Below are 18,306 nucleotides of genomic sequence, written 5' to 3'. Positions count from 1 at the left end.
AGCCAAAGCCACTCAAACGCGGATACCCAGGAGCCAAGCATGGCAAAGAAGAGTTCAGTCGAGAAGAACAACCGGCGCAAGCGGATGGCGAAGAACGCCGGCCCGCGCCGCGAGAAGCTGAAGGCGATCATCGCCGACAAGACCAAGCCGATGGAAGAGCGCTTCGCGGCGACGCTGAAGCTCGCCGAGATGCCGCGCAACTCGTCGCCGACGCGCATCCGCAACCGTTGCGAGCTGACCGGGCGCCCGCGCTCGAACTATCGCAAGAACAAGCTGTCGCGCATCGCGCTGCGTGAACTCGGCTCCAAGGGCCTCGTTCCCGGCCTCGTGAAGTCGAGCTGGTAAGGGGAGGGTCGGAACAATGTCTACGCACGATCCGATCAGCGATCTCATCACCCGCATCCGCAACGCGCAGATGCGCTCCAAGTCCAAGGTCTCGAGCCCCGGCTCGAAGATGCGCGCCAACGTGCTCGAAGTGCTGAAGTCCGAGGGTTACATCCGCGGCTACGCCAGCGTCGAGCATGCCTCGGGCCGCAGCGAGCTCGAGATCGAGCTGAAGTATTTCGACGGCGAGCCCGTCATCCGCGAGATCGAGCGGGTGTCGAAGCCGGGCCGCCGCGTTTACGCCTCGGTGAAGAACCTGCCGCGCGTGAACAACGGTCTCGGCATTTCGGTGTTGTCGACGCCGAAGGGAATCATGGCTGACCACGAGGCGCGCGACGCCAACGTGGGCGGCGAAGTTCTCTTCACGGTGTTCTGAGGAAGGATTTTACGATGTCACGTATCGGCAAAAGGCCGGTGGCGATCCCGTCGGGTGTGACGGCGACAGTCGAAGGCCAGACCGTCAAGGTGAAGGGGCCGAAGGGCCAGCTTCAGTTCGTCGTGCATGACGACGTTGAGGTGAAGTTCGAGAACGGCCAGGTCAAGGTCGCTCCGCGCGTCAAGACCAACCGCGCGCAGGCGATGTACGGCACCGCGCGCGCGCAGGTCGCCAACCTCGTCGAGGGCGTCACCAAGGGCTTCGAGAAGAAGCTCGAGATCACCGGCGTCGGTTACCGCGCCGCGATGCAGGGCAAGAACCTGCAGCTCGCGCTCGGCTACAGCCACGACGTGGTCTACGCGATCCCGGAAGGCATCACCATCGCGGTGCCGAAGCCGACCGAGATCACGATCACCGGCAACGATCCGCAGCGCGTCGGCCAGGTCGCCGCCGAGATCCGCGCCTACCGTCCGCCGGAGCCCTACAAGGGCAAAGGCGTGAAGTACGCCAACGAATTCATCTTCCGCAAGGAAGGCAAGAAGAAGTAACGGAGCCGGTCATGTCACTCAAGGTTACGAATGCCCGGCGCAAGCAGCGCGTGCGCCTTGCGCTTCGCCGCTCGGCAGGCGGCCGTCCGCGGCTGTCGGTGTTCCGCTCGTCCAAGCACATCTACGCCCAGGTCATCGACGACCAGAAGGGCGAGACGCTCGCCTCAGCCTCGTCGCTGGAGAAGACCATGCGCGACGCCGGCAAGACCGGCGCCGACATCGATGCTGCGAAGGCCGTCGGCAAGCTGCTGGCGGAACGCGCGGCGCAGAAGGGTGTCAAGGAAGTCGTGTTCGATCGCGGCGCCTACATCTATCACGGGCGCGTCAAGGCGCTCGCGGATGCGGCGCGCGAAGGCGGGCTCAGCTTCTAACCGAATTTGAACGATTACGAGGAAAGAGGCGCAAGCCTCCTAGAGATTGGAAAACACCATGGCAGGTGAACGCGAACGCGGCGGACGCGAACGGAGCAGGGAGCGCGAGGAGCGCGACAGCGAGTTCGTCGACAAGCTCGTCCACATCAATCGCGTGGCGAAGGTCGTCAAGGGCGGCAAGCGCTTCGGCTTTGCTGCGCTGGTCGTGATCGGCGACCAGAAGGGCCGGGTCGGTTTCGGCCACGGCAAGGCGCGCGAAGTTCCGGAAGCGATCCGCAAGGCGACCGAGTCGGCGAAGCGCAACCTGACGCGCGTCGCGCTGCGCGAAGGCCGCACGTTGCATCACGACGTCGCCGGCCGTCACGGCGCCGGCCGCGTCTATCTGCGCACCGCTCCGGCGGGTACCGGCATCATCGCCGGCGGCCCGATGCGTGCGGTGTTCGAGACGCTCGGCATCCAGGACGTGGTGGCGAAGTCGATCGGCTCGTCGAATCCCTACAACATGGTTCGCGCGACCTTCGACGCGCTGAAGCATCAGGATTCGCCGCGCTCGGTGGCTGCGCGCCGCAACATCAAGGTCTCCACCCTGCAGTCGCGCCGCGTCGGCGGCGACGCCGAAGTGGTGGCGGAATAACAACGCGCGCTTTTCGAAGCGCTATTCGGAGTTACTGTCATGGCCAAGGCCAGCAAGACGATCAAGGTCGAGCAGACCGGCAGCGCGATCCGCCGCCATCACTCGCAGCGTTCGACGCTGATCGGCCTCAAGCTCAACAAGATCGGCCGGGTTGCCGAGCTGCAGGACACTCCTGAAGTTCGCGGCATGATCAGCAAGGTTCAGCATCTCGTCCGCGTCGTCGGCGAGTAAGCAGAGATAAGGAGAAGGGCGATGAAGCTCAGCGATATCGCCGACAACGCCGGCTCGCGCAAGAAGCGCATGCGTGTCGGCCGTGGCATCGGTTCCGGCAAGGGCAAGACCTCGGGTCGCGGCGGCAAGGGCCAGACCGCGCGTTCGGGCGTCCGCATCAAGGGTTTCGAAGGCGGCCAGATGCCGATGCATCGCCGTCTGCCGAAGCGCGGCTTCAACAACATCTTCCGGCTCGACTTCGCCGAGATCAATCTCGACCGTCTGCAGGAAGCGATCGACAACAAGCTGGTCAACGCCAGCGAGACCGTGACCGTCGAAACGCTGGTCAAGGCCGGCGTGCTGCGCCGCGCCAAGGACGGCCTGCGGCTGCTCGGCCGCGGCGAGATCAAGACCAAGCTGACCATCGAAGCGCACGGCGCTTCCAAGTCGGCCATTGCCGCGGTCGAAAAGGCCGGCGGCTCGGTCAAGATCCTGGCCCCCGCCAAGGAAGAAGGCGAGGCGGCGTAACATCTGCGTCATTGCCCGCGCGCGGCGCGGGCAATCCGCAGATCGAATGATGGACTTATCGAGGCCGAGCACCAGATAATGTCCGGTGTCTGCCGATTGCCCCGATAGAACGAGTTCTTGGGGCGTCGGCGAAGCGGGCTCCGGGAGAAAGCCGAACATGGTCTCAGCAGCCGAACAACTTGCCGCCAACCTCAATTTCGGACAGCTGGCGAAAGCCGACGAGCTGAAGAAGCGCATCTGGTTCACCCTGGGTGCGCTGCTTGTTTATCGGCTGGGCACCTACATCCCGCTGCCCGGCATCGATCCCAACATCTGGGAGCAGGTGTTCCGCAGCCAGTCCGGCGGCATCCTCGGCATGTTCAACATGTTCGCCGGCGGCGGCATCCACCGCATGGCGATCTTCGCGCTGAACATCATGCCGTACATCTCGGCATCGATCATCGTGCAGCTCTTGACCACCGTGTCGCCGCAGCTCGAGGCGCTCAAGAAGGAAGGCGAGGCGGGCCGCAAGACGCTGAACCAGTACACCCGCTATCTGACGGTGATCCTGGCGCTGTTCCAGTCCTACGGCATCGCGATCGGCCTCGAAGGCGCCGGCAACGTCGTCAGCGACCCCGGCATGTTCTTCCGGATCTCGACCGCGATCACGCTGACCGGCGGCACCATGTTCCTGATGTGGCTCGGCGAGCAGATCACCTCGCGCGGCATCGGCAACGGAATTTCGCTGATCATCCTGTCCGGCATCGTCGCCGAGCTGCCGTCGGCGCTCGCCAACATGCTGGAACTCGGCCGCCAGGGCGCGATGTCGACCGGCCTGATCCTGATCGTCATCGTGATGGCGGTCGCCGTGATCGCCTTCATCGTGTTCATGGAACGCGCCCAGCGCCGGCTGCTGATCCAGTATCCGAAGCGCCAGGTCGGCAACAAGATGTTCGAGGGCCAGTCCTCGCATCTGCCGCTCAAGCTCAACACCTCGGGCGTGATTCCGCCGATCTTCGCCTCGTCGCTGCTGCTGCTGCCGACCACGGTTGCGAACTTCAACGCCGGCAAGGGACCGGAATGGTTCCAGTGGCTCACCACCCAGCTCAGCCACGGCCGTCCGCTGTTCCTGCTGCTCTATCTGGCGCTGATCGTGTTCTTCGCCTTCTTCTACACCGCGATCGTATTCAACCCGACCGAGACCGCTGACAATCTGAAGAAGCATGGCGGCTTCATCCCGGGCATCCGGCCCGGTGAGCGCACGGCGGAATATATCGACTACGTGCTGTCGCGCATCACGGTGCTCGGCGCGATCTATCTCGCGATCGTCTGCTTGATTCCGGAAATTCTGATTTCCTATGCCTCGGTCCCGTTCTACTTTGGTGGCACCTCGCTTCTGATCGTCGTCAGCGTCACGATGGATACGGTGTCGCAGGTGCAGGGCTATCTGCTCGCGCATCAGTATGAAGGGCTGATCAGGAAGTCGAAGCTCAGGGGAGGCCGCCGCCGCTGATCGCGGCGCGGCTTCAAACTCAAAACACAGGTGTGCGGACGTCGCCCACCTAGCCGGGGGGCGAAACAGATATGAGATTGATCCTTTTGGGGCCGCCGGGCTCGGGCAAGGGAACCCAGGCGCAGCGGCTGGTGCACCGGCATGGCATCGTTCAGCTCTCGACCGGCGAGATGCTGCGCGCCGCGGTTGCCGCGGGCACCCCGGTCGGACTGCAGGCCAAGGAGATCATGGCCAATGGCGGCCTGGTTCCCGACGAGGTCGTGGTGGGAATCATCGCCGACCGAATCGAGGAGCCCGATGCCAAGAAGGGCTTCATTCTCGACGGCTTCCCGCGCACCGTGCCGCAGGCCGAGGCGCTCGACGAACTGCTCCGGAAAAAGCATCTCAAGCTCGACGCCGTCGTCGAGCTGCGCGTCAACGAGAGCGCGCTGCTCGCCCGCGTCGAGAAGCGTGCTGAGGAAACCCGTGCGCGCGGCGAGGAAGTGCGCCTCGATGACACACCGGAGGTGCTGACCAAGCGCCTGGCGCAGTACCGTTCGCTGACGGAACCGCTGATTCACTATTATTCGGAGCGGCGGAAGCTCCTGACCGTCGATGGCATGATGACCATCGAGCACGTCACCCGCGAGATCAACCGGATCCTGACCGCGCTCGGCGCGCTGGAACCGAAGGAGCACGAGGAGCCCAAGCGGGCTGCCAAGAGCGCGTCGAAGGCCTCCACGACGGCCAAGAAGACCGCGAAGAAGGCGACCAAGAACGCTGCTAAATCGGCCAAGAAGGCCGCCAAACCGGCCCGGAAGGCCACCAAGGCGGTCTCCAACGCCAGGGGGACGAAGAAAGCCGCCAAGAAGGCTGGAAAGAAGGCCGCCAGCGCTGCGAATGCCCGGAAGGGGGTAAAAGCGCCCAAAAAGGCAGCAAAAAAGCTCACGAAAAAGCGAGCTAAACGCTAGGAGCGGTTGACGAAACCGACATGAATCCTTTAATAAGCCCCGCATCCAAGTTGGATAGTTTTATGACGATGCCGGGCCCCAAAGGACACGAGGGGTGGGCGTCGTGTTCGCGTTTGTGGACACAAGCCCGCAGGTAGCAAGAACTTGAGAAGCCCGTATCCGTGATGGAGCGGCGACAGGAGAGAAGTCCGTGGCCCGTATTGCCGGCGTCAACATCCCGACCAACAAGCGCGTCCTGATCGCGCTTCAGTACATCCATGGCATCGGCCAGAAGAACGCTGCCGACATCATGGAGAAGGTGAAGATCCCAGTGGATCGTCGCGTCAACCAGTTGACCGACCAGGAGGTCCTCCAGATCCGCGAAGTCATCGACCGCGACTATCTGGTCGAGGGCGACCTCCGTCGCGAGGTCGGCATCAACATCAAGCGGCTGATGGACCTCGGCTGCTATCGCGGCCTGCGTCATCGCCGCGGTCTGCCGGTGCGCGGCCAGCGCACCCACACCAATGCGCGCACGCGCAAGGGGCCGGCCAAGGCGATCGCCGGCAAGAAGAAGTAAGTTTTGCGAATTGCAGGTGGGGAGTAGCGAATCGAAATTCGCTACTCGCCATTTGCGTTTTGAGGTGTAGCCGCTGGCACTACGGCGGCGTTGAGATCACAGGAAAGGTTTGAAATGGGCAAGGAAGCCACCCGCGTACGCCGCCGCGAACGCAAGAACATCGCCTCCGGCATCGCGCACGTGAATTCGTCGTTCAACAACACGACCATCACCATCACCGACGCGCAGGGCAACACCATCGCCTGGTCGTCGGCCGGCACGATGGGCTTCAAGGGCTCGCGCAAGTCGACCCCCTATGCCGCGCAGGTCGCGGCGGAAGACGTCTCCAAGAAGGCGCAGGAACACGGCATGCGCACGCTGGAGGTTGAAGTGGCCGGCCCGGGTTCGGGCCGTGAGTCGGCGCTCCGTGCCCTGCAGGCTGCGGGCTTCACCGTCACCTCGATCCGCGACGTGACCACGATCCCGCACAATGGCTGCCGTCCGCGCAAGCGTCGGCGCGTTTGATCTGTAAGTCGCGGGCGGCCTCTGGCCGCCCTGCGATGGTTTTTGGAATTGACCGCGCGGACTGATCCGCGATCTCCAACGCCAGGTTTGGCCATTCGATTGGCCCGATGACCGGCAAAGGGTGAAACAGTGACGATCCAGAAAAATTGGCAAGAACTCATTCGACCGAACAAGCTGCAGGTGACGCCGGGCTCGGACGCGAGCCGGTTCGCCACCGTGGTCGCCGAGCCGCTCGAGCGCGGCTTCGGCCAGACGCTCGGCAACGCGCTGCGCCGCATCCTGTTGTCCTCGCTGCAAGGCGCGGCGGTGCAGTCGGTGCACATCGACGGCGTGCTGCATGAGTTCTCCTCGATCGCTGGCGTTCGCGAGGACGTCACCGACATGGTGCTCAACATCAAGGACATCTCGATCAAGATGCAGGGCGAAGGCCCGAAGCGCATGGTCGTGAAGAAGCAGGGCCCGGGCGCCGTCACCGCCGGCGACATCCAGACTGTCGGCGACGTCACCGTGCTCAACCCCGACCTGCAGCTCTGCACGCTGGACGACGGCGCCGAGATCCGCATGGAGTTCACGGTCACGACCGGCAAGGGCTATGTCGCTGCCGAGCGCAACCGTCCCGAGGACGCCCCGATCGGCCTGATCCCGGTCGACAGCCTGTTCTCGCCGGTCCGCAAGGTCTCCTACAAGGTCGAGAACACCCGTGAGGGCCAGATCCTCGACTACGACAAGCTGACCATGACGATCGAGACCAACGGCGCGATCACGCCGGAGGACGCGGTGGCCTATGCCGCGCGCATCCTGCAGGATCAGCTCAACGTGTTCGTCAACTTCGAAGAGCCGCGCAAGGAAGTCACGCAGGAGATCATCCCCGATCTCGCGTTCAACCCGGCGTTCCTCAAGAAGGTCGACGAGCTCGAGCTGTCGGTGCGTTCGGCAAACTGCCTGAAGAACGACAACATCGTCTACATCGGCGACCTCGTGCAGAAGTCGGAAGCGGAAATGCTCCGCACCCCGAACTTCGGCCGCAAGTCGCTGAACGAGATCAAGGAAGTGCTGGCCCAGATGGGTCTGCACCTCGGCATGGAAGTGCCGGGCTGGCCGCCGGAGAACATCGACGAGCTCGCCAAGCGCTTCGAGGATCACTACTGATCCGATTCAATCATCATGGCCGGGCTGTCCCGGCCATGATTCTACCGGGCGAACGCAGGATGCCCACCTGCACTTGTCGCTGAACCACCGCGACAGAATAGAAGAAGGAAGAAGTCAATGCGTCACGGCAAGGTTCATCGGAAGCTCAACCGCACCGCCGAGCACCGGCGTGCGATGTTCGCCAACATGGCGGCCGCGCTGATCAAGCACGAGCAGATCGTCACCACGCTGCCGAAGGCCAAGGAGCTGCGGCCGATCGTCGAGAAGCTCGTCACCCTCGGCAAGAAGGGCGGCCTCGCCCTGCGTCGCCAGGCGATCTCGGAGCTGCGCGACCAGGATCAGGTCAAGAAGCTGTTCGACACGCTGGCGACCCGCTACAAGGACCGCCAGGGCGGCTACACCCGCATCATCAAGGCCGGCTTCCGCTACGGCGACAACGCGGCGATGGCCGTGATCGAGTTCGTCGACCGCGACGTCGACGCCAAGGGCCAGGACTCCGGTCCCGCCCAGGATAAGGAAGCCGAGGCGGCGTAAGCCGGCTTCGAGCCAGGGTTTTGAAAGCGGCGCCTTCGGGCGCCGTTTTTGTTTGCGCCATGGAAAGTCCTCCGCTGCGCACCGCTCCATCAACGTCATTGCGAGCGAAGCGAAGCAATCCATCGCGCCGGGAGCGGAGACATGGATTGCTTCGTCGCTATCGCTCCTCGCAATGACGATCGAACAGGGGCGTTACATCCTGCAGGATAAGAGGATGAGCCAGGCGGTCATCCGGCGCGGATGGTCGCGACGAAGTTGTCGAGCTCCTGCCGCAAGCGGACGTTGCCGTCCGACAGCAGCCGCGACGAGCTCAGCACCTGGGACGAGGCGGTGCCGGTCCTGGATGCGCCGCTGGCCACCTGTCCGATGCTGACCGCCACCTGCGCGGTTCGCTCTGAAGCGATCTGAACGTTTTCCGCGATGCTCCGCGTCGCGCTGCCTTGCGCATCGATGGCACCAGCCACGTCGGAGGCTATCCGCGCGATCCGCTGGATGATGCCGGCGATATCGCTGATCGCGCCGGCGGATTCCCGCGTTGCCGCCTGGATATCCGCGATCTGCGCGCGGATGTCCTCGGTGGCCTCAGCGGTCTGCCTGGCGAGCGTCTTGACCTCCTGCGCGACCACGGCAAAGCCCGAGCCTGCGTTGCCGGCGCGCGCGGCCTCGATGGTCGCGTTGAGCGCGAGCAAATTGGTCTGCCGCGCGATCGCAGCGATCAGTTGCACCACGTTGCCGATGCGATCGGCGGCGGATGCCAGCTGGGCCATCCGCGCGTCGGTCTGCTGCGCCTGTGCGACCGCATCGCTGGCGAAGCTGGCCGATTCGCCGACCTGGCGCCCGATCTCGGAAGCCGATGCGATCATCTGTTCGGTCGCCGCCGCGACCCGCCTGACATTGTCGGAGGCCTCCTCGGAGGCGGCCGCGACATTGGCGGACAGGTCCTGGGTGTGATGGGCGGTGTCGCTCAGGTCGCGCGCCGACGCCGCAAGCTCCTCGGACGCCGCTGATACCGTCGCGATGACGTTGCCGGCGCTGGCCTCGAACGCCGCCGCGAGCCGCGCCAGTTCGGCCCTGTGCCGACCCGCGGCGCGGCGGTCTTCTTCGAGCCGGGCATCGAGCTCGGCGCGCGCCTTCTCCTGCGCCCTGGTCTTGAAGCTCTCGACCGCCTGCGCCATGCCGCCGATCTCGTCGCTGCGCTCGAGGCCGGGCAGCACGACGTCGAACTGCCCTTCGGCGAGCTGCCGCATCGCCGCGCTCATCCGGCTGATCAGGCCCGCGACCCGCCGGCCGAACAGGATCGCAAACAGCGTCAGAACGAACGCAACGATCCCGATCAGCCAGCTGAACGTCTGCCTGAACGCGTCGGCCTTGCGCTGCGCGAGCTCGGCACGGACGTTGGCGGCGTCCGCGACCTTGACCAGCACCGGGCGGGTGCGGTCGAAGATCTGGCTGAGGTCGTCGAGCTGATCGTCGAGCGTCTGGCGCGAGACCAGGAAGCCGGCGAAAGCAAGCTTGTAGGCGCGGGCAAGCCCGAGCAGCTCGGTCTTCACATCCGCGGAGAGGATAGACGCAGCCAGCGCGGTCTCGAACTCGTCCTCGCGCGCGTTGAGCTGGTCGCCGAAGCGCTCTTCGCCGCTCAGCGCGAAATCCTTCTCAAGGCGGCGCATCGTCAGCAGCAAGATGGTCAGGCGCGGCTGATCGATCTGCCCGACCTTGGCTTCGAATTGCTGAACCGCGCTACGCAACTTGCCCTGCAAGCCGTCATTCGCAGTCATGCCGAGGACGCGCTGAGCGCCGACAATGTTCTGGAAGCGCGTCGCGTAGAGATTGATTCCGCTGCGCAGCGAGGCAACCTGCCGGATCGGATCACCTTCCGGCGCGGCCATCGCGAAGGCTTCGAGCTTGTCGAGCAGGGCGATCTCGTCGGCGACGCCCGCGGCGAGCTGCTTCGCCAGGCCCTCATCGCGCGACTTCAGGAAGCGGGCCGCGATCTGCTGCGTCTCCAGGAAGCCATCCGAGAGCTCGGACAGCTGCGCCCTGAACCGCATGTTCTGGTCCGACTCGCGCTGAACATTGGCGGCGTAGTCGAGGCCGCCGAGGCAGGTGACACTGATGATGGCGACGCCGCCAATCCCGAGCATCGCGATCTGGCTTTTGAGGCTGGGGCGAAATCGCTTCAGGATATCAGCGGCGAACGGCTTCATCCTGGATACAACGAACATCTGATGCATTCCTGTCAGTCGCAGAGCTCCGGACGTCGTTGTTGAAGCGCAGGTCGCGTCCGGTTGGCAACACAACAGCTCGCGCTGTTTGCAGCGACGCTTAGCGGCGGCGAATTGACAATGTGTGAAAGCGTTCAGCGCGCACGCGGTGTTTCATATGAAGATTGGATGAAGGTCGCAGTGACGATGCATCAACCAAAATTGCGCGACGATTTGACTCGCGACGAAAATGCGCGCCGTGCCTCACGCGTCATCCGCGCGACACGGTTGCCGCCGGTCGCCGGCGGTGCTGAGATGCCGGTCCGCGCTGCCGCGGATTTGCGCATGCGCCTGCTCGCACCCCGGTTGCATCGGCGCGCGCGCATCCAAATATGTCCGGTACGCTTCACAGGAGATCTCTCATGAAAATCGACCTTTCCGGAAAGACTGCGCTGGTGACCGGATCGACCGCGGGTATCGGCCACGCCATCGCCAAGGGGCTGGCAGCGACCGGCGCCGAGGTCGTGGTCAATGGCCGCGGTCAGGCCAAGGTCGATGCAGCGGTCGCCGCGATCGCGCAGGCGGTATCGGGTGCGAAGGTGCGCGGCGTAGCCGCCGACGTCTCGACCGCGGCCGGCTGCAAGGCGCTGCTCGCGGCGCTTCCCGAGGTCGACATCCTCGTCAACAATGCCGGGATCTTCGAGCCGAAGGGCTTCTTCGATATTCCCGACGAGGACTGGAGCCGCTTCTTCGAGGTCAACGTGATGTCGGGCGTGCGGCTGTCGCGCGGCTACATGCAGGGCATGCTGAAGCGCAACTGGGGCCGCATCGTCTTCATCTCCTCGGAGTCCGGCCTCAACATTCCGACCGAGATGATCCACTACGGCATGACCAAGACCGCGCAGCTGGCGATCGCGCGCGGGCTCGCGGAGCTGACGAAGGGCACCGCGGTCACCGTCAACTCGGTGCTGCCCGGACCGACCATGTCCGAGGGCGTCGAGACCTTCGTCAAGGATCTCGCGAAGCAGAACGGCCAGTCGGTCGAGGAGGCGGCCGCCAACTTCGTCAGGCAGCACCGGCCGACCTCGCTGCTGCAGCGCTTTGCCAGCACCGAGGAGATCGCCAACCTCGTGGTCTATGCCTGCTCGAAGCAGGCGTCGGCGACCAATGGCGCTGCGCTGCGCGCCGAGGGCGGCATCGTCAATACGATCGCGTGAGGCCGCATGGCGGCCTATGCGATTTCAGAGGTCGAAATGCGGGACGCCGCGGCATTCGAGGCCTATCGAACGCTGGCGGCGAAAACCATCGAACAGTATGGCGGTCGCTACATCGTGCGCGGCGGCGCCGCCGAAGTGGTGGAGGGCGGTCCGCCGCCGAATGCGATCGTCATCGTCGAATTTCCGACGATGGCGCGTTTGCGCGAATGGTACGCGTCACCGGAATACGCCGAAGCGCTGAAGCATCGCGCAACCGCGCTGGAGCGCCGGCTGCTGTTCGTCGAGGGTGTGCCGCAGATCGAAAGCGGGATGAATTTTGCTTGAATCGGCTTGGCGCGATCTTGGTTCACCTCTCCCCGGCGGGGAGAGGTCGGATTGCGAAGCAATCCGGGTGAGGGCTCTTGCTCTCTCGATAGACCGTAACCCCTTACCCGATTTGCTGCGCAAATCGACCTCTCCCAAGGGAGAGGTGAACTTTTGATGCCGTTCCAGCTCAACCTAATCTTATCAGGCTTTAGGCTTTAGCCCCGTCGAGAAACTCGCTGAATCCTGCGGGTCGGTAGGGGCCGAAGCATATCTGCTCGAGTACGCCGATCCCAGTCTGGCTGCCCTGGCGGGCGCGCACCACCTGTTGCACATGCACGTTCTCGCGGGCCAGCGGATCGAGCGTCAAGGGATCGAACGACTCGCCGCCGATCTCGAGCTCGCCTTTCCACATGCCCTGGCCCCATTGCGGATGACCGTAGCCGAGGCCCTTCATCTGGAATTTGAGGATCGGGTCGAGTGCGATGGTCGTGGTGTGGCCGTCGATATCGACGAGATCGATTTCCGCCGACTGCGCGAGCCGCGTGTTGGGGACGTATTTGACGCGATGCCGCGCAGTCGCCATGCGGCGGTCAAGCCCGTCGACCACGCCGGGGACCTCGGCCTCGCTCCGGTAGAGCGGCGCGGTGATGCCCTCGCGGACCAGCGCCTCGCCCTGCGTCCCGTCGAAGAAGATGGCGTGCGAGATGTGGTCGTCCCAGACCAGCGGCGCCCACAGGAAGAACACGCTCGGCGGCGGCATCGGTGCGCCGCCGACATCGCGCTCACCGACATTGCGCACGCCCCAGGAGCGATCCTTGGTGCCATAGCAGGTGCGATCGTCGACCTTGATCCCGCCGTCGGGGTGATGCACGACCCCGCTCCAGCGGCCGAACTGGTCGAACCGGGTCGAATCCATCGCGCGGCGGTCGCCCGACCAGAGCGTCTGGCGGGCTTCCTGGATCGCCGCCGTGCGCGCGGAGAAGGTCAGGTCGCAGGCAAGGCCGGTCGCATTGTCGTCGAGCACGATGCGGGTCCGCAACATCGGTTCGAGCACCTCGAGCCGGAACGGACCGACCTGCATCTCGGTGCGCTCGATCGGCGCGCGCCGCGAGCCGTAGAAGCAGTGCTGTCGTCCGCCGCGCTCCACCACGCTGAAGGCGCAATCGAGGATCTTGCGGTGCGGGTAGATCGCAATGCCGATGCCGAAATAATACGCGCCGTCGGCGGTGTAGCCATTGAACCAGGTCCGGTCATAGACATTGCGGTCGCTGGTCGAGGGAACCGCGATCGGCTCCGGCGTCTGGTGGATGGGGAAGTCGTCAAGTTTGTTGAGCACGCCGATCCCTTTCGATGTTAGTCCCGCCAGTATGAGAAACTGTCGTGATCCAACGCTTGCGCGCAGGCGCCGCGGGTCATTTTCAGGAACAGTGCGTCGCCGCGCTCGGAGCGCTGCACGCTGAGCGCGGAGACCACGCCCATCATGATGCCATGCAGGGTGTAGCGGCGGTAATCCCGCCAGCAATCATCCCAGCCATAGTCCCGCACCCCACGGCGGATCAGCTCCGAATGATAGAATCGCACCAGGTCAATTTCATGTAATCGCCGCTCGGACGGGTCGATGCCGGCCGACAGGAAATAGGCGACGTCGACGATCCCAGGCCCCACCGTCAGCGTCTGCCAATCCAGCGTCGCCATCGGACGGGTGTTGCCGCGGACCTCGAACAGCATATTGTCGAGCCGGAAGTCCGCATGCTGCAGCGTTCGCGGCACTGATCGATCGGACTGGTAGCGCGGTATCGCGTCCGGAAGCTTGTCGATCAGATCAAGGAATTCCGGCTCGATCACGCCGCGATAGCGATCCTTGTAGTGAGCGATAATGCCGGGCAGCACCGCGCGAAGGTCTCTGCGCCGGCTTGCGGCAACCACGAAGCATTGCACCGTGTCGAGCGTCGGATCGCTCCATCGCGGTGCATGCAGCGCGGCCGCCTCGGTCATGGCTGTCAGGCAGTCGGCGATCGCGCATCCGGCGAGCTGGTCGCCCGGTCGTGCGGGCGCGAGATCTTCCAGGATCAGTGTGAAGTCGTCGGTCGCCGGATCGATTTCGGCGAGGATCGGCCGCGGGGTGTGAATGGCGACGGTCGCCGCCAGCTCGCGATAGAACGCAACCTCGCGGACGTAAAGCGTGCGTGCGGAACCGGACCGGCGGCTGTCGGGATCCGCCGCAGGGAATTTGCCGACGACGCTTGCGGGCGCGCGCGGCTCGTTGCCGTCATAGGTCAGATGAAACCGATAGCTGTCGCCGACGAGGCCATTGCCGACCGGCGTGCAAGCGAGATCGACGACCTTGGCCTGGTCGATCAGGCCGGCTTCGCGCAGCGCCCGCGTCATCCACTCCGGATCGATCCGCGACGGATCGGCCGTGAGCAAACTCATCGGTTTCCTCCCATCCCCTTGTATCCCCTTGGGGCGTCACCGCCGCTCGGCCGCATCATGCGCGGCCCGATTGAGGACGGGGTGATCGTTGCCGCGGATCATACAGGCGATGGCGGCTTTGGCAAAAGCGCCGCGCCGGCGTGTGGGATATCTCGTAGGGCGGGTCGGCTGCTCTTACTGCGTTGCAGCCGTTTTTCCCCGGATCCTATGATGGTTAGTGAATTCGGTCGTCATTGCGAGCGAAGCGAAGCAATCCATCTGCCCTCAAACGCGGTTAGATGGATTGCGTCGTCGCTATCGCTCCTCGCAATGACGACGGAGGCAGAACCGTGACGTAATAGGCCTAATCCACTACCGCAGTGGGGCCTACCACCCTTCCAGCACGATCTTGCCGCGCGACTTGCCGCTTTCCAGCAGCGCGTGGGCGCGCTTGAGGTTGGCGGCATTGATGGTGCCGAAGGTTTGGTCGAGCGTGGTGCGCAGCACGCCCTTGTCGATCAAATCGGCGACGTCGTTGAGCAGATGATGCTGCGCGATCATGTCGGGCGTTTGGAACGACGAGCGGGTGAACATCGACTCCCAGTGGATCGACACCGCCTTGCCCTTGAACGCGGCAACGTTGAATTCGGCGGGATCGTCGATCAGGCCGAACTTGCCTTGAGGTGCGATGAAGTCGGCGATCGACTTATAGTGCTGGTCGGTAAACGTCAGGCTGGCGACGAGGCCGACCGGCGGCAGCTTCAATTTCTCGATCTGCTCCTTCATCGGTTGCGAGTGATCGATCACCGCGTGTGCGCCGAGATCGAGGCACCACTTCGCCGACTCCGGCCGCGTCGCGGTCGCAACCACGGTCAGCCCGGTGAGGCGGCGCGCCAGCTGGATCAGGATCGAGCCGACGCCGCCGGCGCCGCCGGTGATCAGCAGCGTGCGCGGATCGAGGCTCTTGCCCGGCACCGCACCGAGCCGGTCGAACAGCAATTCCCATGCGGTGATCGAGGTCAGGGGCAGGGCGGCGGCCTGCGCGAATGACAGCGAGGTAGGCTTGTTGCCGACGATGCGCTCGTCGACCAGGTGAAATTCCGAGTTGGTGCCCTGGCGCAGGATCGAGCCCGCGTAGAACACCTCGTCGCCGGGCTTGAACAGCGAGACGTCGGGCCCGACGGCATCGACCACGCCGGCCGCATCAAAGCCGAGGATCTTGTAGCCGCCATCGGTCGGCGCCGCGCGCTTGCGCACCTTGTAGTCGACCGGGTTGGCCGAGATTGCCTTCACCGCGACGCGGATGTCGCGCCCCCTGGGTTCGGGCTTGGCGATCTCGAAATCGACGAGCGAATCCGCCGCCTCGATCGGCAGCGACTTTTGGTATCCGACGGCCTTCATGCCTGGTCTCCCTGGTGGGCGATTGCCTGCCGTCTTACCTGTCGCGCTGGCGTCCTTTTGGCAAGTACTGTAAAATCAGGGAACTAGTCCCTGTTTGTATACTATTGGGAAATTATCGATGAAACGGAAGAATTTTGCCCGCCGGCCGGGCTGCGCGGTCGAAGCCGCGCTCGACCTGATCGACGGCAAATGGAAGGGCGTGATCCTGTATCATTTGCAGGCCGGTACCCAGCGCTTCGGCGAACTGCGGCGGCGGATGCCCGGCATCACCCAGCGCATGCTGACCAAGCAGCTGCGGGCGCTCGAGGACGATGGCCTCGTGATCCGCAAGGTCTATGCCGAAGTGCCGCCGCGGGTCGAATACACGCTGTCCGAACTCGGCGAGAGCCTGCGTCCGGTGATCGATATTCTGAAAGCCTGGGGCGAGGGCCATCAGGAACGGTTGTCCTGCGCCCCGGCGCCGGAGGTCGTTGTGAAGAAGAAGCGCGCGGCATAGGTGCGTGACCTGGAAATTGCGCACGACTCAGGGCGCTTAGGAGATAGAGCTATGATGGCATCTGGCAAAACGACGGAGTTACGGCTCCTCAATACGTATGCGGCTATCAACTCGGCGCATTTGTCGAATTGCACGCGCATCGTTAGAGCTGAAATTACTCTGAAGGACTCTGCTCGGGCTCTTGCGACGGATTGAATATCACCGCCATATCATCGAGAGGAACGACGTAGCTCTCGCCTTGGAAGTCCGCACGGATCCTTGCGGCTTCTGAGCGCAGCCGCATTTCGATGTCGCTCAACGACGATCTGGTGGTTTCTGCAACGGCCCTTATGAAATGTGCCCAGTCGGCCCAGACCGCGGTTTGATCCACCACTCTCTTTCCGGCGAATTGGGCGTTGTAACGACCCAGAACGAACAGGATAACATGCGGGGACGTCGTGGGGGACGCGCCTAGCCTTTCGAGCAAGGGCGCCGTTCCGTATTTGGAGAGCCACGCGCTGACCTGCGTGATCCACTTGTTGGATTCCACGACCAAATTCTTGGCGGCACTTCTACTACCGCGACCGTGAGGACCGACTGGTTGCTGCCACTTCAACTGAAATAGGCCGATTTCATTCTTCTCGTGGTCATAGACCAAAGCGTCGATGTCGGTCATGACACGTCGCTCGTCTCGTAATGGAATTCCCGCCTCCGCGCACGTCCAACGAGGCCGCAAAAACACGTCATTTAGCTCTCTGCGCCATCTCTTTTCGCGATTATTGGCGATCTCGAACCAGTCTTGAGGATATTTATTTTGCAAATCGCGCAACAGGAACAGAAACGGATTTATTTCCAATCCATAGGCCGGAAGGATGAAGTTGTTTTGGTTCGACCGTACGATCGGAGCCCATGCGGTTTCGGCAGCCTGTAGGTGCGCGTCCTTATTCGAGGGCTCGAGTGTCAAGCTGCTGAGAATTTGTTGGAGCTGGAGGCGGTCGGCGTCTAGATGCCGGGCCAAACTCACTAGAAATTCGTCGAAGGGCGCAAAAGTCGTGAGCAGGTTTCGCCAGTCAAGATGCGGATGCTTGTGTCTGAGTAGACCTGTGAAGCACAGGTGCTTTTGGCATCGGCCCGAAATCGCAGCGAGAACACCGAGGTACTCGTTGAACTGGTTGCCGCCCAATTTTTCTTCGGGTCCGATGAGGTCGTGGCTCCACATTCGTCTAAGATATAGCTGCCCCCATTCGTCGAAGTAGCGATCTATCTCGGTGGTCGTCGTATAGCGAATGCCCCAGTTCTGAAATACGTCCACACGCCTCGTAAGTTCCGGCAGAATGCTCATATGGCGCCGTTCGAGGCCTTCCTCCCACGCGCGATCCATGTCACGTGATACGTCGGTGAGCCATTTGCGTTGAGCACGAGCGACGATTTCCGCGTAGAGGGACGGATCGGTCGCCTTTAGAACGAGGATATGTTTGATTCCCGAGGGTTGTGTTTGTGTGAGGTTTTCCAGTCGAGCCGATACCAGGTCTTCCGCTAGCCAACCCCGAAGCGTTTCGGCCTTTTCGACGATGCCGCAATGAAAAAGGAATTCGTCGGCCTGACTTTGAATCGTCTTGTTGCTTGGAAAGAGGACGAACGGTCCACTGGAGAATTGATTCGGGATGAGGCGCTCTAGGTGGTGTGGACAGTTACCGCATCCATAGGACGATAGCAGCAAGAGTGACGACGGCGAGGTAATTTCTAGCTGTCTTTTCGAAGCGTGTAGCGACGCGCCGGAACTGCTTGAGCTTACTGAAGCAGCATTCGACAAGATGCCGCTGGGCATAGAGATGCTTGTCGAGGGGATATTTGAGGGCGCGTGACGGGTTGTTGGGGATGACGGCAAGCGCGCCCTTGGCTGTGATGGCCTGACGCAAGTGATCCGCGTCATAGGCCGCATCGGCCATGACCACCTCGGCGGGCAATCCCTCGATCAATGTGGCGGCTTGCGGTGCATCGCCCTTCTGGCCCGCGGTGAGCGTGAACCGCACGGGACATCCCAAACCCCGTACG

General features: G+C 63.3%; 23 protein-coding genes. 17 read left to right on the top strand and 6 right to left on the bottom strand.

Annotated elements, in window-relative coordinates; genetic code table 11:
* The first annotated feature begins 39 nt into the window (after positions 1 to 39).
* From rpsN to rplQ, 13 genes are all read left to right on the top strand, one after another.
* Positions 40 to 345, top strand: a complete 306-nt coding sequence (gene rpsN / locus QMZ05_RS09045; RefSeq protein ID WP_016843757.1) for a 30S ribosomal protein S14 — start codon at positions 40 to 42, stop codon at positions 343 to 345.
* 16 nt (positions 346 to 361) lie between these two features.
* Complete coding sequence (gene rpsH, locus QMZ05_RS09040) at positions 362 to 760, top strand: 30S ribosomal protein S8 (RefSeq protein ID WP_021081651.1); 399 nt, start codon at positions 362 to 364, stop codon at positions 758 to 760.
* Positions 761 to 774: 14 nt separating this feature from the next.
* Positions 775 to 1,308 (top strand): 50S ribosomal protein L6, encoded by a 534-nt coding sequence (rplF, locus tag QMZ05_RS09035; RefSeq protein WP_024578581.1) that lies wholly within the window; start codon positions 775 to 777, stop codon positions 1,306 to 1,308.
* 11 nt (positions 1,309 to 1,319) lie between these two features.
* Entirely contained in the window at positions 1,320 to 1,679 is a 360-nt protein-coding gene (gene rplR / locus QMZ05_RS09030) for a 50S ribosomal protein L18 (RefSeq protein WP_016843760.1), read from the top strand.
* Positions 1,680 to 1,737: 58 nt separating this feature from the next.
* The gene (gene rpsE / locus QMZ05_RS09025; protein ID WP_021081649.1) at positions 1,738 to 2,313 is read left to right on the top strand and encodes a 30S ribosomal protein S5; all 576 of its coding nucleotides are present in this window, start codon (positions 1,738 to 1,740) and stop codon (positions 2,311 to 2,313) included.
* 39 nt (positions 2,314 to 2,352) lie between these two features.
* Positions 2,353 to 2,544: a 50S ribosomal protein L30 gene (rpmD, locus tag QMZ05_RS09020; RefSeq protein ID WP_024578582.1), complete on the top strand. Its 192-nt coding sequence runs from the start codon at positions 2,353 to 2,355 to the stop codon at positions 2,542 to 2,544.
* A 21-nt stretch (positions 2,545 to 2,565) separates the two neighbouring features.
* Positions 2,566 to 3,051, top strand: a complete 486-nt coding sequence (gene rplO / locus QMZ05_RS09015; RefSeq protein ID WP_050625745.1) for a 50S ribosomal protein L15 — start codon at positions 2,566 to 2,568, stop codon at positions 3,049 to 3,051.
* A gap of 157 nt (positions 3,052 to 3,208) precedes the next feature.
* The gene (gene secY, locus QMZ05_RS09010) at positions 3,209 to 4,543 is read left to right on the top strand and encodes a preprotein translocase subunit SecY (RefSeq protein WP_024578584.1); all 1,335 of its coding nucleotides are present in this window, start codon (positions 3,209 to 3,211) and stop codon (positions 4,541 to 4,543) included.
* A 71-nt stretch (positions 4,544 to 4,614) separates the two neighbouring features.
* On the top strand, positions 4,615 to 5,493 hold the full coding sequence (locus tag QMZ05_RS09005; RefSeq protein ID WP_353700463.1) for an adenylate kinase: 879 nt from the start codon (positions 4,615 to 4,617) through the stop codon (positions 5,491 to 5,493).
* 190 nt (positions 5,494 to 5,683) lie between these two features.
* Complete coding sequence (gene rpsM, locus QMZ05_RS09000; protein WP_016843766.1) at positions 5,684 to 6,052, top strand: 30S ribosomal protein S13; 369 nt, start codon at positions 5,684 to 5,686, stop codon at positions 6,050 to 6,052.
* 114 nt (positions 6,053 to 6,166) lie between these two features.
* Positions 6,167 to 6,556, top strand: coding sequence for a 30S ribosomal protein S11 (gene rpsK / locus QMZ05_RS08995; RefSeq protein ID WP_006021048.1), 390 nt, complete (start codon positions 6,167 to 6,169; stop codon positions 6,554 to 6,556).
* 129 nt (positions 6,557 to 6,685) lie between these two features.
* A complete protein-coding gene (locus QMZ05_RS08990; RefSeq protein WP_353700462.1) occupies positions 6,686 to 7,705 on the top strand; it encodes a DNA-directed RNA polymerase subunit alpha in 1,020 nt (339 codons plus the stop codon).
* 117 nt (positions 7,706 to 7,822) lie between these two features.
* On the top strand, positions 7,823 to 8,239 hold the full coding sequence (rplQ, locus tag QMZ05_RS08985) for a 50S ribosomal protein L17 (RefSeq protein ID WP_021081645.1): 417 nt from the start codon (positions 7,823 to 7,825) through the stop codon (positions 8,237 to 8,239).
* 227 nt (positions 8,240 to 8,466) lie between these two features.
* On the opposite strand, the gene QMZ05_RS08980 is transcribed toward rplQ, so the two are convergent.
* Positions 8,467 to 10,461 (bottom strand): methyl-accepting chemotaxis protein, encoded by a 1,995-nt coding sequence (locus tag QMZ05_RS08980; RefSeq protein ID WP_353700461.1) that lies wholly within the window; start codon positions 10,459 to 10,461, stop codon positions 8,467 to 8,469.
* A gap of 63 nt (positions 10,462 to 10,524) precedes the next feature.
* Between QMZ05_RS08980 and QMZ05_RS08975 the strand changes: the two genes are divergently transcribed.
* Genes QMZ05_RS08975 through QMZ05_RS08965 form a run of 3 tightly spaced genes read left to right on the top strand, consistent with a single transcriptional unit; the run spans position 10,525 to position 11,981 of the window.
* The gene (locus QMZ05_RS08975) at positions 10,525 to 10,866 is read left to right on the top strand and encodes a hypothetical protein (RefSeq protein ID WP_353700460.1); all 342 of its coding nucleotides are present in this window, start codon (positions 10,525 to 10,527) and stop codon (positions 10,864 to 10,866) included.
* On the top strand, positions 10,863 to 11,657 hold the full coding sequence (locus tag QMZ05_RS08970) for an SDR family oxidoreductase (protein WP_353700459.1): 795 nt from the start codon (positions 10,863 to 10,865) through the stop codon (positions 11,655 to 11,657). The genes QMZ05_RS08975 and QMZ05_RS08970 overlap by 4 nt, the downstream gene beginning before the upstream one ends.
* Positions 11,658 to 11,663: 6 nt before the next feature.
* Positions 11,664 to 11,981, top strand: a complete 318-nt coding sequence (locus QMZ05_RS08965) for a DUF1330 domain-containing protein (RefSeq protein ID WP_353700458.1) — start codon at positions 11,664 to 11,666, stop codon at positions 11,979 to 11,981.
* 190 nt (positions 11,982 to 12,171) lie between these two features.
* Here the strand turns inward: QMZ05_RS08965 and QMZ05_RS08960 are convergent, their stop codons facing one another.
* From QMZ05_RS08960 to QMZ05_RS08950, 3 genes are all read right to left on the bottom strand, one after another.
* Positions 12,172 to 13,299: a hypothetical protein gene (locus tag QMZ05_RS08960; RefSeq protein WP_353700457.1), complete on the bottom strand. Its 1,128-nt coding sequence runs from the start codon at positions 13,297 to 13,299 to the stop codon at positions 12,172 to 12,174.
* 17 nt (positions 13,300 to 13,316) lie between these two features.
* A complete protein-coding gene (locus QMZ05_RS08955) occupies positions 13,317 to 14,396 on the bottom strand; it encodes a phosphotransferase (protein WP_353700456.1) in 1,080 nt (359 codons plus the stop codon).
* Between the two features lie 366 nt (positions 14,397 to 14,762).
* Positions 14,763 to 15,776, bottom strand: coding sequence for a zinc-binding alcohol dehydrogenase family protein (locus QMZ05_RS08950; RefSeq protein ID WP_353700455.1), 1,014 nt, complete (start codon positions 15,774 to 15,776; stop codon positions 14,763 to 14,765).
* 118 nt (positions 15,777 to 15,894) lie between these two features.
* Here QMZ05_RS08950 and QMZ05_RS08945 point away from each other — a divergent pair, with 118 nt between their 5' ends.
* Positions 15,895 to 16,272, top strand: coding sequence for a helix-turn-helix domain-containing protein (locus tag QMZ05_RS08945; protein WP_021081638.1), 378 nt, complete (start codon positions 15,895 to 15,897; stop codon positions 16,270 to 16,272).
* Positions 16,273 to 16,426: 154 nt separating this feature from the next.
* Here the strand turns inward: QMZ05_RS08945 and QMZ05_RS08940 are convergent, their stop codons facing one another.
* A complete protein-coding gene (locus QMZ05_RS08940) occupies positions 16,427 to 17,971 on the bottom strand; it encodes a hypothetical protein (protein WP_353700454.1) in 1,545 nt (514 codons plus the stop codon).
* Positions 17,943 to 18,306: IS5 family transposase (locus tag QMZ05_RS08935; RefSeq protein ID WP_353700453.1), on the bottom strand; the 364-nt coding region annotated here is incomplete at its 5' end. The genes QMZ05_RS08940 and QMZ05_RS08935, both read right to left, overlap by 29 nt.

This window comes from Bradyrhizobium sp. INPA03-11B, from assembly GCF_040446015.1.
Taxonomy (GTDB): Bacteria; Pseudomonadota; Alphaproteobacteria; order Rhizobiales; family Xanthobacteraceae; genus Bradyrhizobium; species Bradyrhizobium macuxiense_A.
Note: the sequence above shows the minus strand (reverse complement) of the source record. Positions and strands in the feature narration are given on the sequence as shown.

Bases quoted from the DNA above. Each gene is read 5' to 3' on its own strand.
- rpsN (WP_016843757.1), top strand. From the start codon at position 40: ATGGCAAAGAAGAGTTCAGTCGAGAAGAACAACCGGCGCAAGCGGATG.
- rpsH (WP_021081651.1), top strand. From the start codon at position 362: ATGTCTACGCACGATCCGATCAGCGATCTCATCACCCGCATCCGCAAC.
- rplF (WP_024578581.1), top strand. From the start codon at position 775: ATGTCACGTATCGGCAAAAGGCCGGTGGCGATCCCGTCGGGTGTGACG.
- rplR (WP_016843760.1), top strand. From the start codon at position 1,320: ATGTCACTCAAGGTTACGAATGCCCGGCGCAAGCAGCGCGTGCGCCTT.
- rpsE (WP_021081649.1), top strand. From the start codon at position 1,738: ATGGCAGGTGAACGCGAACGCGGCGGACGCGAACGGAGCAGGGAGCGC.
- rpmD (WP_024578582.1), top strand. From the start codon at position 2,353: ATGGCCAAGGCCAGCAAGACGATCAAGGTCGAGCAGACCGGCAGCGCG.
- rplO (WP_050625745.1), top strand. From the start codon at position 2,566: ATGAAGCTCAGCGATATCGCCGACAACGCCGGCTCGCGCAAGAAGCGC.
- secY (WP_024578584.1), top strand. From the start codon at position 3,209: ATGGTCTCAGCAGCCGAACAACTTGCCGCCAACCTCAATTTCGGACAG.
- QMZ05_RS09005 (WP_353700463.1), top strand. From the start codon at position 4,615: ATGAGATTGATCCTTTTGGGGCCGCCGGGCTCGGGCAAGGGAACCCAG.
- rpsK (WP_006021048.1), top strand. From the start codon at position 6,167: ATGGGCAAGGAAGCCACCCGCGTACGCCGCCGCGAACGCAAGAACATC.
- rplQ (WP_021081645.1), top strand. From the start codon at position 7,823: ATGCGTCACGGCAAGGTTCATCGGAAGCTCAACCGCACCGCCGAGCAC.
- QMZ05_RS08980 (WP_353700461.1), bottom strand. From the start codon at position 10,461: ATGTTCGTTGTATCCAGGATGAAGCCGTTCGCCGCTGATATCCTGAAG.
- QMZ05_RS08970 (WP_353700459.1), top strand. From the start codon at position 10,863: ATGAAAATCGACCTTTCCGGAAAGACTGCGCTGGTGACCGGATCGACC.
- QMZ05_RS08965 (WP_353700458.1), top strand. From the start codon at position 11,664: ATGGCGGCCTATGCGATTTCAGAGGTCGAAATGCGGGACGCCGCGGCA.
- QMZ05_RS08955 (WP_353700456.1), bottom strand. From the start codon at position 14,396: ATGAGTTTGCTCACGGCCGATCCGTCGCGGATCGATCCGGAGTGGATG.
- QMZ05_RS08950 (WP_353700455.1), bottom strand. From the start codon at position 15,776: ATGAAGGCCGTCGGATACCAAAAGTCGCTGCCGATCGAGGCGGCGGAT.
- QMZ05_RS08945 (WP_021081638.1), top strand. From the start codon at position 15,895: ATGAAACGGAAGAATTTTGCCCGCCGGCCGGGCTGCGCGGTCGAAGCC.